General features: G+C 63.8%; 11 protein-coding genes, 1 tRNA gene and 1 pseudogene. 9 read left to right on the top strand and 4 right to left on the bottom strand.

Features of this window, described 5'->3' with window-relative positions; genetic code table 11:
- Nucleotides 1–2 precede the first annotated feature (2 nt).
- The 3 genes from GAA2_RS07220 to GAA2_RS07210 all read left to right on the top strand — a co-directional run bounded on the left by GAA2_RS07220 (nt 3) and on the right by GAA2_RS07210 (nt 3,387).
- A complete protein-coding gene (locus GAA2_RS07220; protein ID WP_024497823.1) occupies nt 3–1,175 on the top strand; it encodes an LLM class flavin-dependent oxidoreductase in 1,173 nt (390 codons plus the stop codon).
- Nucleotides 1,172–2,509, top strand: a complete 1,338-nt coding sequence (locus GAA2_RS07215; RefSeq protein ID WP_024497824.1) for an NtaA/DmoA family FMN-dependent monooxygenase — start codon at nt 1,172–1,174, stop codon at nt 2,507–2,509. Before GAA2_RS07220 ends, GAA2_RS07215 begins: the two co-directional genes overlap by 4 nt.
- A gap of 101 nt (nt 2,510–2,610) precedes the next feature.
- Nucleotides 2,611–3,387 carry a DUF4145 domain-containing protein gene (locus tag GAA2_RS07210; RefSeq protein WP_024497825.1) on the top strand — a complete coding sequence of 259 codons (777 nt, stop codon included), beginning with the start codon at nt 2,611–2,613 and terminating at the stop codon, nt 3,385–3,387.
- A 152-nt stretch (nt 3,388–3,539) separates the two neighbouring features.
- Here the strand turns inward: GAA2_RS07210 and GAA2_RS07205 are convergent, their stop codons facing one another.
- Nucleotides 3,540–5,108 carry an ATP-dependent nuclease gene (locus GAA2_RS07205; protein WP_024497826.1) on the bottom strand — a complete coding sequence of 523 codons (1,569 nt, stop codon included), beginning with the start codon at nt 5,106–5,108 and terminating at the stop codon, nt 3,540–3,542.
- An 818-nt stretch (nt 5,109–5,926) separates the two neighbouring features.
- On the opposite strand from GAA2_RS07205, the gene GAA2_RS07200 reads away from it, so the two are divergent.
- Both GAA2_RS07200 and GAA2_RS07195 read left to right on the top strand, forming a co-directional pair.
- On the top strand, nt 5,927–6,247 hold the full coding sequence (locus tag GAA2_RS07200) for a hypothetical protein (RefSeq protein ID WP_152528499.1): 321 nt from the start codon (nt 5,927–5,929) through the stop codon (nt 6,245–6,247).
- On the top strand, nt 6,240–7,631 hold the full coding sequence (locus GAA2_RS07195; protein WP_152528500.1) for a hypothetical protein: 1,392 nt from the start codon (nt 6,240–6,242) through the stop codon (nt 7,629–7,631). Before GAA2_RS07200 ends, GAA2_RS07195 begins: the two co-directional genes overlap by 8 nt.
- Nucleotides 7,632–7,947: 316 nt before the next feature.
- On the opposite strand, the gene GAA2_RS07190 is transcribed toward GAA2_RS07195, so the two are convergent.
- Together GAA2_RS07190 and fabG are read right to left on the bottom strand one after the other, a co-directional pair.
- A tRNA-Gln gene (locus GAA2_RS07190) sits at nt 7,948–8,019 on the bottom strand.
- A 121-nt stretch (nt 8,020–8,140) separates the two neighbouring features.
- Nucleotides 8,141–8,896: a 3-oxoacyl-ACP reductase FabG gene (fabG, locus tag GAA2_RS07185; RefSeq protein WP_024497828.1), complete on the bottom strand. Its 756-nt coding sequence runs from the start codon at nt 8,894–8,896 to the stop codon at nt 8,141–8,143.
- A gap of 277 nt (nt 8,897–9,173) precedes the next feature.
- On the opposite strand from fabG, the gene glmU reads away from it, so the two are divergent.
- Entirely contained in the window at nt 9,174–10,637 is a 1,464-nt protein-coding gene (glmU, locus tag GAA2_RS07180; RefSeq protein ID WP_024497829.1) for a bifunctional UDP-N-acetylglucosamine diphosphorylase/glucosamine-1-phosphate N-acetyltransferase GlmU, read from the top strand.
- A 76-nt stretch (nt 10,638–10,713) separates the two neighbouring features.
- Nucleotides 10,714–11,691 carry a ribose-phosphate diphosphokinase gene (locus GAA2_RS07175; protein ID WP_006437029.1) on the top strand — a complete coding sequence of 326 codons (978 nt, stop codon included), beginning with the start codon at nt 10,714–10,716 and terminating at the stop codon, nt 11,689–11,691.
- Nucleotides 11,692–11,858: 167 nt separating this feature from the next.
- Here the strand turns inward: GAA2_RS07175 and GAA2_RS07170 are convergent.
- Nucleotides 11,859–12,293: pseudogene (locus GAA2_RS07170) on the bottom strand (helix-turn-helix transcriptional regulator); the annotation flags it as partial.
- 86 nt (nt 12,294–12,379) lie between these two features.
- Between GAA2_RS07170 and GAA2_RS07165 the strand changes: the two are divergent.
- Together GAA2_RS07165 and GAA2_RS07160 are read left to right on the top strand one after the other, a co-directional pair.
- Nucleotides 12,380–12,949 carry a flavin reductase family protein gene (locus GAA2_RS07165; RefSeq protein ID WP_006437034.1) on the top strand — a complete coding sequence of 190 codons (570 nt, stop codon included), beginning with the start codon at nt 12,380–12,382 and terminating at the stop codon, nt 12,947–12,949.
- 60 nt (nt 12,950–13,009) lie between these two features.
- The gene (locus tag GAA2_RS07160) at nt 13,010–14,638 is read left to right on the top strand and encodes a 4-hydroxyphenylacetate 3-hydroxylase family protein (protein ID WP_191834843.1); all 1,629 of its coding nucleotides are present in this window, start codon (nt 13,010–13,012) and stop codon (nt 14,636–14,638) included.
- Nucleotides 14,639–14,664: the final 26 nt, after the last annotated feature.

The raw sequence follows: 14,664 nt of genomic DNA, 5'->3' as shown, positions 1-14,664 counted from the left end.
CGATGAGCGACCCCTTGCACGTGGCAGTCGCCCTGGATCAGACCGGGTCCCATCCCGGTTCGTGGCGCGCGCCCGGCGCACGACCCGACACGCTCACCACAGTTGAGTACTGGCAGTCGCTCATCGCCGACGCCGAAGCGGGGCTCCTCGATCTGGTCACGTTCGCCGACGCGTTCGAACTGCATTCCGGACGACCGCGAACCGACCGGGCGGTGGGCCGACTCGACTCGCTTCTGCTGGCATCGCGACTGGCACCGGGGACGCGGCACATCGGACTCCTCCCGACCGCGACCGCGACGCACACCGAGCCGTTCCACGTGTCGAAGGCGATCGCCACACTCGACTACATCAGCGGCGGTCGCGCGGGTGTCGTCCTTCGCACGACCCCCGACCCCGATGAGGCAGCACTATTCGGCCAACGCCGATTTCCCGACGACCCAGCCGTTCTGGCCGAGCTCGCCGACGAGGCAACCGACTTCGTGACTGTCCTGCGGCTGCTGTGGGATTCGTGGGAGGACGATGCGGAGATCCGCGATGTCGCAACGGGACGGTTCGTCGACCGGGACAAACTGCACTACATCGACTTCCGTGGGGCGCAGTTCTCTGTGCGCGGCCCGTCGATCACGCCGCGGCCGCCCCAGGGCCAGCCGATCGTCGCAACGACCGCCGCACATGCCGCCGATCTGCAGGTGATCGGTCGCGTCGCCGACCTCGGCTTCATCGCGCCGCGGGACGTCGACGACGCCGGTCGTGCGGTCACCGCGATCACCAAGGCGCACAGCGCCGCGGGACGTTCTCCCGATGATCCGGTTCTCGTGCTCGTCGACCTGTTCGTCGTCCTCGGCGAGACGCGCCGGGCTGCGGCCGAGCGTCTCGCGCAGCTCGACCAGTGGGCTGGGACATCGTTCACGCCCGACATCGTCCCCGTCGTCGGGACCGCGGCAGATCTCGCCGACGAGATCGAACAGTGGTTGTCCGTCGACGGCATCCGCGGCGTCCGTCTGCATCCCGCGGTCCTGCCGGATGATCTGCACTCCATCACCCGAGCGGTGGTCCCGGAACTGCAGCGCCGCAATCTGTTCCGCAACCGATACGACGATCGGAACCTTCGCGATCGCTTCGGCCTGCCCCAACCGCTCAACCGTTTCACCACCGGAAAGGCCGGAGTCGCATGACCAAGCAGGTTCATCTCGCCGCCCACTTCCCCGGCGTCAACAACACCACGGTCTGGAGCGATCCCGCCTCCGGCAGCCAGATCGAGTTCGACTCGTTCGTGCATCTCGCGCAGACTGCGGAACGCGGCAGGTTCGACTTCTTCTTCCTCGCCGAGGGCCTCCGGCTGCGGGAGCAGAACGGACTGATCTACGACCTCGACGTCGTCGGCCGACCCGACACGTTCACCGTCCTCTCCGCCCTTGCGGCGGTCACCGAACACCTCGGTCTCACCGGTACCATCAACTCCACGTTCAATGAACCCGTCAACGTCGCACGGCAATTCGCGACCCTCGACCATCTGTCCGGCGGTCGCGCCGCATGGAACGTCGTGACCTCGTGGGATGAGTTCACCGGCGAGAACTTCCGCCGCGGCGGGTACCTACCGGAGGACCAGCGCTATGCCCGCGCCAAGGAGTTCCTCGACGCGGCAGCCGTGCTGTGGGATTCGTGGCTCGACGACGACATCGTCGCCGACAAGACCTCCGGCCGTTTCCTGGCACGCGACGGCGCCGGCGAATTCGAGTTCCGGAGTTCGCAATTCGACATCCGCGGACACTTCGCCGCACCACGACCGCCGCAGGGTCGTCCGGTCATCTTCCAGGCCGGCGACTCCGACGAGGGACGAGAGTTCGCGGCGGCCACGGCCGACGCCATCTTCTCCCGGCACGCCACCTACGACGCCGGTCGCGCGTTCTACGCCGACGTGAAGCGGCGACTGTCCGCGTACGGTCGTCGACCCGAGGAGTTGCTCGTGTTGCCCGCGGCGACGTTCGTCGTCGGCGACACCGACTCGCAGGCCGCCGAACTCGCCCACGAGGTCCGGTTGCAGCAGGTGAGCGGCCAGACCGCGATCAAGTTCCTCGAACAACTGTGGAACCGCGACCTCTCCGATCACGACCCAGACGGTCCACTGCCACAAGTGGATCCGATCCCCGGCGAGAACACCGTCGCCAAGGGGCGGGCCAGCGTGAGGATGCATCGCGACCCCGTCGCCACCGCCCGCGAATGGCGCGACCTCGCCGAGGCCAAGAACCTCACCACCCGCGAACTCATCATCGAGGTCACCGGACGCCAGTCCTTCGTCGGATCACCCGAGACGATCGCGCACACCATCAACGACTTCGTCCAGAACGACGTCGCCGACGGCTTCATCCTGGTCCCGCACATCGTGCCCGGCGGACTCGACCGCTTCGTCGACGAGGTGGTGCCGGTGCTGCAAGCGTTGGGCGTGCATCGGGCTGAGTACGAGGGGACGACGCTGCGGGACAACCTGGGTCTCTCACGACCCGCTTGAGCGGTGATCCGTGAGTGATTCTGTGCCGTTGAGTCTGGTTTGATCTCAAGATATGACAACATCAGTTCAGCGCCTCCTGACGGCGCGCGGATCGATCTGACATGAAACGTCAGGTCGCAGCATTGCAACAGTATTTCCCCGTCGACAAATGGCCAGCTCTGCCGTGCCCAAAGTGTGACTCAACACTGACCGCGCTCGCCGGCGATATTCACTTCGACCGTCTCAGCCTCAGGATGCAGAACTGGAACGCTCTCGGCCTGGACCCCGACGAGATCACCGGCGTTTTCAGTGGCCGTCTCGTGTGCGCCAACACTGCCTGCCTAGAAGTCGTCGCTGTCCTGGGCGACTATGGCACGAACTGGGATACTGGCCCAACTGGCCGCACTGACCTCTACGAGGTTCTCAAGGTTCGGATGCTTTATCCAGCGTTGCCACTATTCGAGCTACCTGATGACGTGCCCGATGCCGTCGTTACCGAACTCGATCGGGCCGCAGCGGTCGTGTGGGCAGATCCGAGATCGGCCATAACGGCGCTGCGCACAGGTCTCGAGCGCCTAATGGATGCGCAGGGTGTTCCCGCGCGCAACAAGGTTGGCCGTCACCTGTCGCTACACCAGCGCCTCGTCGACTTTCGAACAGGCGCCGCCGCCGGCACCACTGACGCCGCGACACGCGTGGAGGCCTCCGATCTCCTGGAAGCGGTCAAATGGGTCGGCAACGACGGAACCCACACTGGCTCAACACCTATTACCGCGGCCGATGTCCTTGAAATAGCCGAGTTTATTGAGATCGCACTCAAGATGCTGTACGCGCCTAACAACGCCGCGGCCTTGGCGCGGGCGAAAAGGATTATCGCCAGCAAGGCACTCGTTAGGTGAGAGGAACCCGCCCAGCCTGTAGTGGCGGCGTTAGGGGAACTACACCCGTCCGTATCCCTAGCTACGTCGGCCTTGTGCCCGGTCAGCCTCTGAGGCGCGCTAAGGCATTGATACTCTCAGCCCCTCCTTCAGCCTTGGATGTCCGCGGCGGACTACTCCGCCTTGCGACTAAATAGCTCGCGACAGGGGTCCCACACGGCGGCGACCTTCTCAGGAAAAGTGTTCGCCCACGTGCTGAGGAACGCGCGCTGGACCAGCGACTCGGAGAGGAAGTCGAGGTCTTCGCCGATCTGCGCGAAGATGATGTGGATGTCGCGGTTCGTGCGCCGTCGCTCCTCGACGGAGCCGCGCACCCTCGATTGCATTGGCGTGTCGAGCTGTAACGCGATTGTCAGCTTGCCGAGTAGGTTGCCGACGACGTCGAAGTTGTCATGGATGTCCTCGAATACAGCAGCCTCAGGGTGACCATCGCCGGGGCCATAGACAATGTCCGCGCGGCCAGCCTTCGGCGCGTCATCCACGCCATCCGCGTCAGCCGATTCCGTGATTTGTCGATCGGCAAACCCGCCCTCGGCCCGCTTGTCTCCGTCGAGGAGGGCAATCGCGAGGAAGCGGCGCAACGGATTTTCGTTGTGGAAGCGAGTGTGATCTCTCGCGGGTGCGGCACCGCCAAGACTGTGGATCTCGATGCCCGCGAGTTCATAGCTGTTCGCCTGGCAGTACGCCCGTAGTGAAACCTCTGCGAACATCGCAGCAAAAGCATCCTCGGTGAAGACCGCCAACTGTGCTTCCACTTGTCCTGTTAGCGTGCGGAGCGCTGCAACGTCCAACTTGCCCTGAGTGACCCTGCCACGGTAGGTGGACCACACTGCTTCTGTCGGTAGCGGCGCGAGCGCGTCGTTCGAGTGAGTGGTGAAGATGACCTGGCAGGACTTCCGGCGAGCAACGTCGATCAGGTACTCGACGAGGCGGCGGGTGGCGACGGGATGGAGACCATTCTCGATCTCCTCAATCAGGAGCAGCGAGTCGTCGGGGGCCTCCTCGATGCGGGAAACGATGCGAATGATGCTCGCCTCTCCTGCACCGAAGTGGAACTCACTGTAGCTATCTTCGTCGGCGGTGGCGCCGCGCACGGCGTAGATCGAATTCTTCCCTTCGGCGTCCGCGTCAACTTGGAGATAGTTTGCGGCTGCCTTGCCGAGAATGTTCTCCACCGCGTTGACCACTTCCGGAGAGAAGGTGACTTCGCGTGCGCCTTCGAAGTCCCCCTTGATGAATCGGTACGTGTCCTTCCGCTCACTCGCAGGGAGCGTACGGCCGATCCCAGAGATCACGACGACACGGTTAACGGCGTCGCGGTTCCACTTCGCCTGCAGGTAGCTCGCGGTTCTGTTGATGGAGGGCGAGCCGTGGCGGGTCTTGTCGATGAGTTCGTACTCGATCTTCCAACCGCGCATCGACCCGTCGTAGGTGCCGCTCTTGGCGAAGAACCTCCGAGGTGGAACGGAGTCGTAGATCAGTCCAGCTGCGCCGAGGATGGTGGTCTTTCCCGCTCCGTTGGGGCCTATAAGCGCGGTAACGGGAAAGTCGAAGCGGACCTCGACGTCGGTGAACCCCCGCAGCTTTACCACACGCATACCCGTCAGATACTTAGTGTAGTTCCGCCTGCGCACGCGCTCTGACAGGTGGTGGATCGTACTGTCGCGAATCTCTGACCTCAACTCATCTCCTTCAGCCTGCCGGTGACCATACAGTGAGCACAGCGAGGATTGGCTGCCCGCAAAGACGTCGACACCCTACTCGACGCCGCAGTGGCCAAAGCCCGCCGTCTGGACCGGTCGCCCTCGCGACATTCCCGGCGCAGATCATTGGCACGACCAGTCTTGAGCGGATCGCACTCGCGGTATCCGCGGAGTCGACAGCTGGCCGCCGGCGAGCCGGTCACGGAAAAACCCGCGGCGCCTGCGGAACATGCCCAGGAGTCGATAGAGCGCGCCGTCACTGCACACGAGTCCGCGCAGCTATAGGACATGCCGATGCTGCACTAGCGCATGAACTCGCGGCTTCAGTGCATGCCATGGCCTCCGATCGCTCCGCCCCTGGAACGGAGCCGTGCCCACCGCAAGGCCGCCGAGCGACACCTGCCGCCGCCGGCGACAAGCCGGCTGGTCGCCCTCGAGTTGCGCTGACGGTCGAGCACCTTGTTTGCCCGAGAGCGCACTCAACGCGTCATCATACTGAGTAGATGACACCAGCCGCCTGACACCACTTCCCTACTGACCGCAGTACGTGCAACTCCACGTCGACCCGGAACCCGGTGATGTCACCCTGGCCATGCCTCAGTCTCAAACCAGCTTCCGACTGGCCGCCACCTCAAGATTCTTCTGCGACGCGACTTCGTAGAGCGGTTCGGCGAGAGACTCGGCACGCTCAAAAGAACCCTTGGTGAACGACTTTCGACTTGTCCGAGCATTGGCGGGGTTCGGCTAACTGGGATATTGGGCATGTCAACACCGCACCGCCCCGATAAGCTCAAACGATGAGCACCGTTGACCTGGCGATCAGCCTCCCTGCAGAAGACCGCACTGACCTGGACGACCTCGGCAAGTCTCTTCAGAGGCCCGAGGCCCCCTTCGAGACCCGATCTCTTGACGGCGAAACAGTTATGACAATTATTGTCACCTTAAGCACGGTGACATTTCCTTACTTTGAAGCGTGGCTGAACGCTCGTGTCGCAGCAAGAAAAGATACAAGTGTGAGCATTAACGGTGTGAAAATTGATGGTTACTCGGCAAACGACGCGGTAAGAATATACAGCGAGATCAACAAGAACATTCCAATTGATGGCTCGAATGCTTGACTACGGAACAGCCCCCGATGCTGTCTCTCGATACATCAGTGCAACTCGCGGGACGCACTCGAACTACGACAACCCCATGTTGCCAACTTTCTTCAACAACTGTGTGGCCGCCCTATCGCGCTATGGATTCGATGCATCGCACGTGAGAATGTCCCAGATATCATCTCATGTCGGCGATGTTGAGACAATCCATACAAGCACGGGTTCCCATATAATATATGATTCTCGCCTCCGCAGTATTCACTTTGCACTACTCTCCGCACTCTTCAACGAGGCCGCGCCGTCTCTGTCATATCGTCCCATGTTCGAAATTCCTGGCTGGGTTCACGCGATCCACGCCGCTCGGTACTTAGCCGGCGGACAGAGAGAAAAGGCTGCATTTAACGCATTCCATGCATACGAAAAGAAGCAGCAGCAACCCCCGGGCATGCATAATCCAGATTTGGTTGGCAGCTGGACTGCGGTCATGTCTGCGTATTCAATTGCGCACGAATTGGCACACTGCACCATCCGTGATACGGCCGACGTGATCGCACGGGCGTACGCCAGCGATTACGAGAAGGCAATACTTGAAGCAGTTCGATACCTTGACAGCAATAGTCCCATCGACCTACTAGGAAACATGACGTTCGGACCTCTAGAAACGATGCAGATACCCCGAATTACGGAGTCGGGCATTCAATACGTTGCCGCAACCGAGGACGAGGACATTCGCAAGATCCTCGAAACAAAAATAGTTCCTAGATACGGAGCAAAAATCACCCTCGAGGAGCGGCTAGACTCGATCATGTCAAATCTCGAGGGCATAGGAGAAGAGGTTATTTGCGACGCTCTCGCAATTGTACTAACCACAATTCTTCTTGGAGATAAGATCCTCAACCGGGACGAGACATTCATGGCGTGCCATATGGCGGCGCGTGCAAACCAATTCATAAGGAAAGTCGACCTAGCTTTGAAACCCTCAGGTAGATCGGGTTCCTTGCTAGCGGCTACGTCATTCGAGGACAAGGCGGACAGCCTCGACAACATATGGGCAACTTACGAGGAAACCTGGTTGAGGACTAAGTTCTCTGCCATATGGACTGCAGTTATTTTCAAGACACAAAACCAGGCCGCAGCAGATGCGGACATAAGCCGCTCTCGGCAGCGTGATAGTAGACCTGACAACGCGCAGTTTAACGCGAGAGAACTCCATCTATCAACAACTCTTAACGCGCTTCAGGATATATTCGACAATACGGCAGCGCACAGTGAGTCTATTTCCCGTTGTGCACTCGAGACAGACCTCTGGTACATCAATGTCGGCGCCGCCAGTGAAGAATTTCGCGAGCTCGCCAGCAAGGAGTCTCTAAGTGACGAGATTGCACAACTCCTGCTGAGCTAGCACTTAACTGATTGTTCTCGGCCTCACCACACCGGAATTGCGGAGCCGTCCACAATGCAGTTCTCGCTCCGGCATCGTCCAACTGCAACTGAAGCCGCCGACCCTACCGGGGTTCGGCACAGTCGTTCCGGCAAGGAAGGCAGGCTCTGTATGGCTGGCATGGCGCCAACGCTCGCCACCACCGGCCCTCCTTCATCGGGTGCGAACGCTGGGAGGTCGGGGTCGTTTTCGTCTCCTGGGGTTCTCGCGTGCGATATCGACATCAGGATCTGCGAGCGTGGACGAAAACCAGCCCTGAGCTGACTGTTTACTGAAGCTCCCCCACCAGGACTCGAACCTGGAATGCCTGAACCAAAATCAGAAGTGTTGCCGATTACACCATGGGGGAATACTGCGCTGACGATTGTGCCACAGCGCCCCGGCGACGACGTGACGCCACCGGTCGACTTCGTCTCGACTCCCGGACTTCGATCGAAGTCCAGGAGTCGAGACGAGGTCTGTCAGTCGAGTCAGTCCTTCGGGCCGCCGGCGACGTAGACGACCTGACCCGAGACGAAGCCCGCACCCTCGCTGATGAAGAACGACGCGGTGTGGGCGATGTCCTCGGGGACGCCGACGCGGTTCACCGGGATCTGGCTGGCGGCGGCCTTCTTGAAGTCCTCGAAGGGCACGCCGACGCGCTCGGCGGTGGCGGCGGTCATCTCGGTCTCGATGAAACCGGGGGCGATGGCGTTGGCGGTGACGCCGAACTTGCCGAGTTCGATGGCCAGGGTCTTGGTGAAGCCCTGCATGCCGGCCTTGGCGGCGGAGTAGTTGACCTGACCGCGGTTGCCGAGAGCCGAGGTGCTCGACAGGTTGACGACGCGGCCCCAACCGGCGTCGACCATGTACTTCTGGGCGGCCTTGGTGACGTTGAAAGCACCGCGCAGGTGGACGGCCATGACCGCGTCCCAGTCGTCGACAGTCATCTTGAACAGCAGGTTGTCGCGGGTGATGCCGGCGTTGTTGACGACGACGGTCGGCGCGCCGAGCTCATTGGCGACCTTCTCGACGGCGGCCTGCACCGACGCCTCGTCGGCGACGTTCGCGCCGACGGCCAGCGCCTTGCCGCCCTTGTCGGTGATGGCCTTGACGGTGTCGGCGCAGGCATCGGCGTCGAGGTCCAGGACGGCGACGGCCAGGCCGTCGTCGGCGAGTCGCTTGGCCACGGCAGCACCGATGCCCCGTGCCGCGCCGGTGACGATCGCGGTCTTCTGCGTGCTCATTCATACCTCCGTTGGTCGGTGTGCGCACCGGGACGCCCGGCGCACGTATGTCGTCCGCTCCCCGCCTGCGCATCGACACCGAGCGCCGGGGGCGCCGATCGATCGCTCGGGTGAGACGGTCCCTTGTGTTCTATCAGGTGCGGTCGGAGGACGTGTGGTGCATCACGTCGGAGCCCGTATCCACCGAAAATCGGTGCGGCGCGTTATTGCACGGTTCTACCGGTGCGTAGGATCGCACCCGACGTGAACACCGATGAAGGAAGAGGGTGGGCATTCGATGTCGGGAACGTCGTCATCTGTGGCCGTGATCGTGCTGGCCGCGGGTGCCGGTACCCGCATGAAGTCCAAGACCCCCAAAATCCTCCACACGATTGCCGGCCGCTCACTCTTGGGCCACGCCCTGCACGGCACGTCGGGTATCGATCCCGAGCACCTCGTCGTCGTGGTCAGCCACGAGCGTGAACGGGTCTCCGCCGCCGTCGCCGACATCGCCGCCACACTGGGCCGCGAGATCGCGATCGCCGAGCAGGACGAGCCGCGCGGCACCGGCGACGCCGCCCGCGTCGGTTTGACCGGTCTTCCCGCCGACTTCGACGGCACGGTCGTCGTGACCGCCGCCGACGTCCCACTCCTCGACGCCGACACCCTGCGCGGCCTCATCGACACCCACACCGCCGACGGTGGTGCCGCGGTCACACTGACCAGCTTCATCGCCGACGACCCGACCGGTTACGGACGCATCATCCGCGCCGACGACAACGCTGTCCGCGCAATCGTCGAACACAAGGACGCGACCGCCGAGCAGCGCGCGATCACCGAGGTCAACGCGGGTGTCTACGCGGTCGATGCCGCCGCGCTGCGGGACGCGCTCTCGAAGCTGTCCACCGACAACGTCCAGGGCGAGTTCTACCTCACCGACATCGTGGAGATCGCCCGCGACGCCGGTCAGGCAGTCCGCGGTTTCACCGTCGCCGACCCCGTCCTCGTCGCCGGCTGCAACGACCGCGCCCAGCTCGCCGACCTCGGGGCCGAGCTCAACCGCCGCATCATCCGCCGCCACCAGATCGACGGTGTCACCGTCGTCGACCCGGCGACCACCTGGATCGACGTCGACGTGACGATCGAGGCGGATGCGCGGATCGAACCCGGCACACAGCTGTACGGCCGCACCCACATCGCCGCCGACGCGGTCGTCGGGCCCGACACCACGCTGACCGACGTGACGGTCGGCGAAGGCGCGCACGTCATCCGCACCCACGGCAGCGACGCCGTCATCGGCGGCGACGCCTCCGTCGGTCCGTTCGCCTACCTGCGACCGGGCACCGTGCTCGGCGTCGCGGGCAAGATCGGCACCTTCGTCGAGACGAAGAACGCCACGATCGGCGACGGCTCGAAGGTCCCGCACCTCACCTATGTCGGCGACGCGACCATCGGCGAACACTCCAACATCGGGGCGTCGAGCGTCTTCGTCAACTACGACGGCGTGAACAAGCACCGCACCGTGATCGGCGACCATTGCCGCACCGGTTCGGACAACATGTTCGTCGCCCCGGTGACCGTCGGCGACGGGGCATACACCGGCGCCGGAACCGTCGTGCGGCAAAATGTACCGCCGGGAGCCCTCGCGGTCTCGGCGGGAGCACAGCGTGTCATCGAGGACTGGGTCGTCACCAAGCGGCCCGACACCGCGGCGGCGCGCGCGGCCATCGAGGCGCACGACAAGGACCTCGGGTCCGCCTGAGGCGGTCCCGACCACGGTCTGCCGTTCGCGGCAGGCAGCCCAGAAGATCGACATCGAAACGGACAGAAGAGTTTTCATGACCTGGACCACCGACAACCAGAAGAACCTGATGCTGTTCTCTGGTCGTGCCCATCCCGAACTGGCTGAAGCAGTCGCCACCGAACTGGGCATCAAGGTGACCCCACAGACTGCACGCGACTTCGCCAACGGCGAGCTGTTCGTCCGTTTCGAGGAGTCCGTGCGCGGCTCGGACGCCTTCGTGTTGCAGAGCTGCCCCTACCCCCTGAACCAGTGGGTCATGGAAGCGCTGATCATGATCGACGCGCTCAAGCGCGGTTCGGCCAAGCGCATCAGCGTGATCCTGCCGTTCTACCCCTACGCCCGCCAGGACAAGAAGCACCGCGGACGCGAGCCCATCTCGGCCCGCCTGATCGCCGACCTGCTCAAGACCGCGGGTGCCGACCGCATCATCACCGTCGACCTGCACACCGACCAGATCCAGGGATTCTTCGACGGCCCGGTCGACCACATGCACGCCCTCGGCCAGCTCGCCGGCTACGTCTGCGACAACTACGGGACCGACAACATCACCGTCGTGTCGCCGGACTCCGGTCGTGTGCGCGTCGCCGAGAAGTGGGCCGACGCCCTCAACGGCGCTCCCCTGGCTTTCATCCACAAGACCCGCGACCCGCTGGTCCCCAACCAGGTCAAGTCCAACCGCGTGGTCGGTGAGGTCGAGGGACGCACCTGCGTCCTGATCGACGACATGATCGACACCGGCGGCACCATCGCCGGGGCGGTCCGCGTCCTCAAGGACGCCGGTGCAGGCGACGTCATCATCGCCACCACCCACGGCGTCTTCTCCGATCCCGCTGCCGAGCGCCTCGCCGGATGCGGCGCCAAGGAGGTCATCGCGACCGACACGCTGCCCATCCCGGACGACAAGCGCTTCGAGAACCTCACCGTCCTGTCGATCGCCCCGCTGCTCGCACAGACGATTCGTGAGGTCTTCGAAAACGGTTCGGTCACAAGCCTCTTCGACGGCATCGCCTAGTCTTTCAGTCCCTCTCACCGCCGCGCCCGGATGTTCTCACGAACATCCGGGCGCGGTGTTTACAGCTCCCTGAGGTGCGCGCGCAGCACGCCCTCCCGCTCCCTGAGGTGCGAGCGCAGCACGCCCTCCCGCTCCCTGAGGTGCGAGCGCAGCGAGCCTCGAAGGGCCTACGACCTCCGCCGGGTCTCCGACGGCGAGACCCCGTACTTACGCCGGTAGGCGGCGGCGAACCGGCCGGTGTGCATGACGCCCCAACGTGTCGCGATGTCGGTGACGGTCGAGGTTCCGCCGTAGGTCATCAGGTCGTTGTGGATGCACTCGAGCCGGACGTCGAGCACGTACTCCATGGGACTCATCCCGACGCATTCGCGGAAGCTCTGCTGCAGGCGCCGGGCGCTGACGGTCCCGATCTCCGCCAGCTCACCCACGGTCCAGGGCCGGGCCGGGTCGGCATGGATGGCGTCGATGACGCGCTTGACCATACGAGGACGGGTACCGGCCATCGGTTCGTCGGTGTCGGGTAGCGCCGCCAGCACCAGGGCGGTGGTGAGCATGCCGCCCAGCTGTTCGGCCATCCGCGGGTTGCGCAACAGGATGCCCTCGCACTGCGCGACCTGCTGACGCGCCGACTCACGTTGGGTCGCACCGCCAGACCAGACACTGTTCGAGCACGAAGGAGCCGATCCCCATGGACCAACGCACGATGCGCAACATCTTCGGCCAGTTCGCCACCGGCGTCACCGTCATCACCTGCGCGAACGACGAGGGCACGCCGCACGGCGCGACGGTCACCGCGTTCACCCCGATCTCGATCGAACCCCGCCTGTGCCAGGTGACTCTCACCCGCAAGTCCAAGGCGTGCGGCTTCCTCGACGACGCCCCGTTCGCGGTGAACATCCTGAAATCGGATCAGCTCGACACCGCCATGCACTTCGCCGGCAAGCCGCAGGACCCCGGTCCCGAATGGAACAACCAGTGGCTGGTTCCCGCCCTCGCCGACACGGCCGCCACCTTGATCTGCTCGCCCTGGGCGTCCTACGACGGGGGCGACCACATCATCTACATCGGCGAGATCGTCGACGCCCGCGTGGACACCGAGGCCGAACCGCTTCTCTTCTACCGCAGCAAGTTCCACGAGCTCGGCGACACCTCCGGGGCGGCCGCCTACTGCGGTAGTCTCGACGACCCGCACAGCCGGTGGTTCGACGCGACCGCCCGCTTCCACCCGACCTGCGTACCGGTCGGCGCACCCGCCTGACCCCACCCCATCCCGGCTGTCAACGACATCGACCGTCACACAACACAAGTGAGGACCATCATGACCGCAACCGACATCGCCCCCGACACCGAGACGACCAACAACGTGGACCGGTCGAAGGTGAACGTCGCCGCCGACTCCGAGGCCAACCGCACCGAGAACTTCGCCACTAGGCCCATGACCGGCGACGAGTACATCGAGTCACTGCGTGACGACCGCGAGATCTGGCTCAACGGCGAGCGGGTGAAGGACGTGACGACCCACGAGGCCTTCCGCAACCCCATCCGGATGACCGCGCGCCTCTACGACGCCATGCACGACCCGGCGACCAAGGACAAGGTCACCGCACCCACCGACACCGGCAACGGTGGCGTGACCATGCCGTTCTTCCGCGCACCGAAATCGGCCGACGACCTGCGCGCCGACCGCGACGCCATCGCCACCTGGGCGCGGATGACCTACGGCTGGATGGGCCGCAGCCCCGACTACAAGGCCAGCTTCCTCGGCACCCTGCACGCCAACTCCGAGCTGTACGCACCGTTCCAGGCCAACGCCGAGCGCTGGTATAAGGAGTCGCAGGAGAAGGTCCTGTACTGGAACCACGCCATCATCAACCCGCCGGTCGACCGCCAGCTCCCGCCGGACGAGGTCGGTGACGTGTTCATGAAGGTGGAGAAGGAGACCGACGCCGGCCTCATCGTCTCCGGCGCCAAGGTCGTCGCGACCGGTTCGGCCATCACCAACTACAACTTCATCTCCCATTACGGTCTGCCGATCAAGAAGAAGCAGTTCGCCCTGATCTGCACCGTCCCGATGGATGCCCCGGGGGTGAAGCTGATCTGCCGCTCCTCCTATACCCAGCAGGCCGCGGTCATGGGCACCCCGTTCGACTACCCGCTGTCGAGCCGCATGGACGAGAACGACACCATCTTCGTCTTCGACAAGGTGCTCGTGCCGTGGGAGAACGTCTTCATGTACGGCGACGTCGACAAGATCAACGCCTTCTTCCCGCAGTCCGGCTTCCTACCTCGCTTCACCCTCCAGGGCTGCACCCGTCTCGCGGTCAAGCTCGACTTCATCGCCGGCCTGCTCCTCAAGGCCCTCGACTGCACCGGCGCCGGCGGGTTCCGCGGCGTGCAGACCCGCGTCGGTGAGGTCATCGGATGGCGAAACCTGTTCTGGTCCTTGAGCGATGCCATGGTCAACAACCCCGAGCCGTGGATCGGTGACACCGTCATCCCGAAGCTCGAGTACGGCCTGACCTACCGCATGTTCGCCCAGCAGGGCTATCCCCGCGTGAAGGAGATCATCGAGCAGGACGTCGCCTCCGGTCTGATCTACCTGCCGTCGAGCTCGGCGGACTTCAAGAGCCCCGACGTCCGCCCGTACCTCGACAAGTACGTCCGCGGCTCCGACGGCATCCTCGCCGTCGATCGCGTGAAGGTCATGAAGGCGCTGTGGGATTCGATCGGCAGCGAGTTCGGCGGCCGTCACGAGCTCTACGAGCGCAACTACGCCGGCAACCACGAGGGCGTCAAGGCCGAACTCCTCATGTTCGCCGATGCACGCGGCACCGTCGGGGAGATGAAGGGTCTCGCCGAGCAGTGCATGTCCGAGTACGACCTCGACGGCTGGACCGTGCCGGACCTCATCGGCAACGACGACGTCAGCTACTTCGGCAACCGCTGAACCTCCCTCTCGCACAGCCCATCCAA

The sequence above is a fragment of the Gordonia ajococcus genome (assembly GCF_012974285.1).
In the GTDB taxonomy this organism is placed as follows: Bacteria; Actinomycetota; Actinomycetes; order Mycobacteriales; family Mycobacteriaceae; genus Gordonia; species Gordonia amicalis.
The sequence above is the reverse complement of the archived record's forward strand: the minus strand, read 5'-3'. Positions and strand labels throughout refer to the sequence as shown.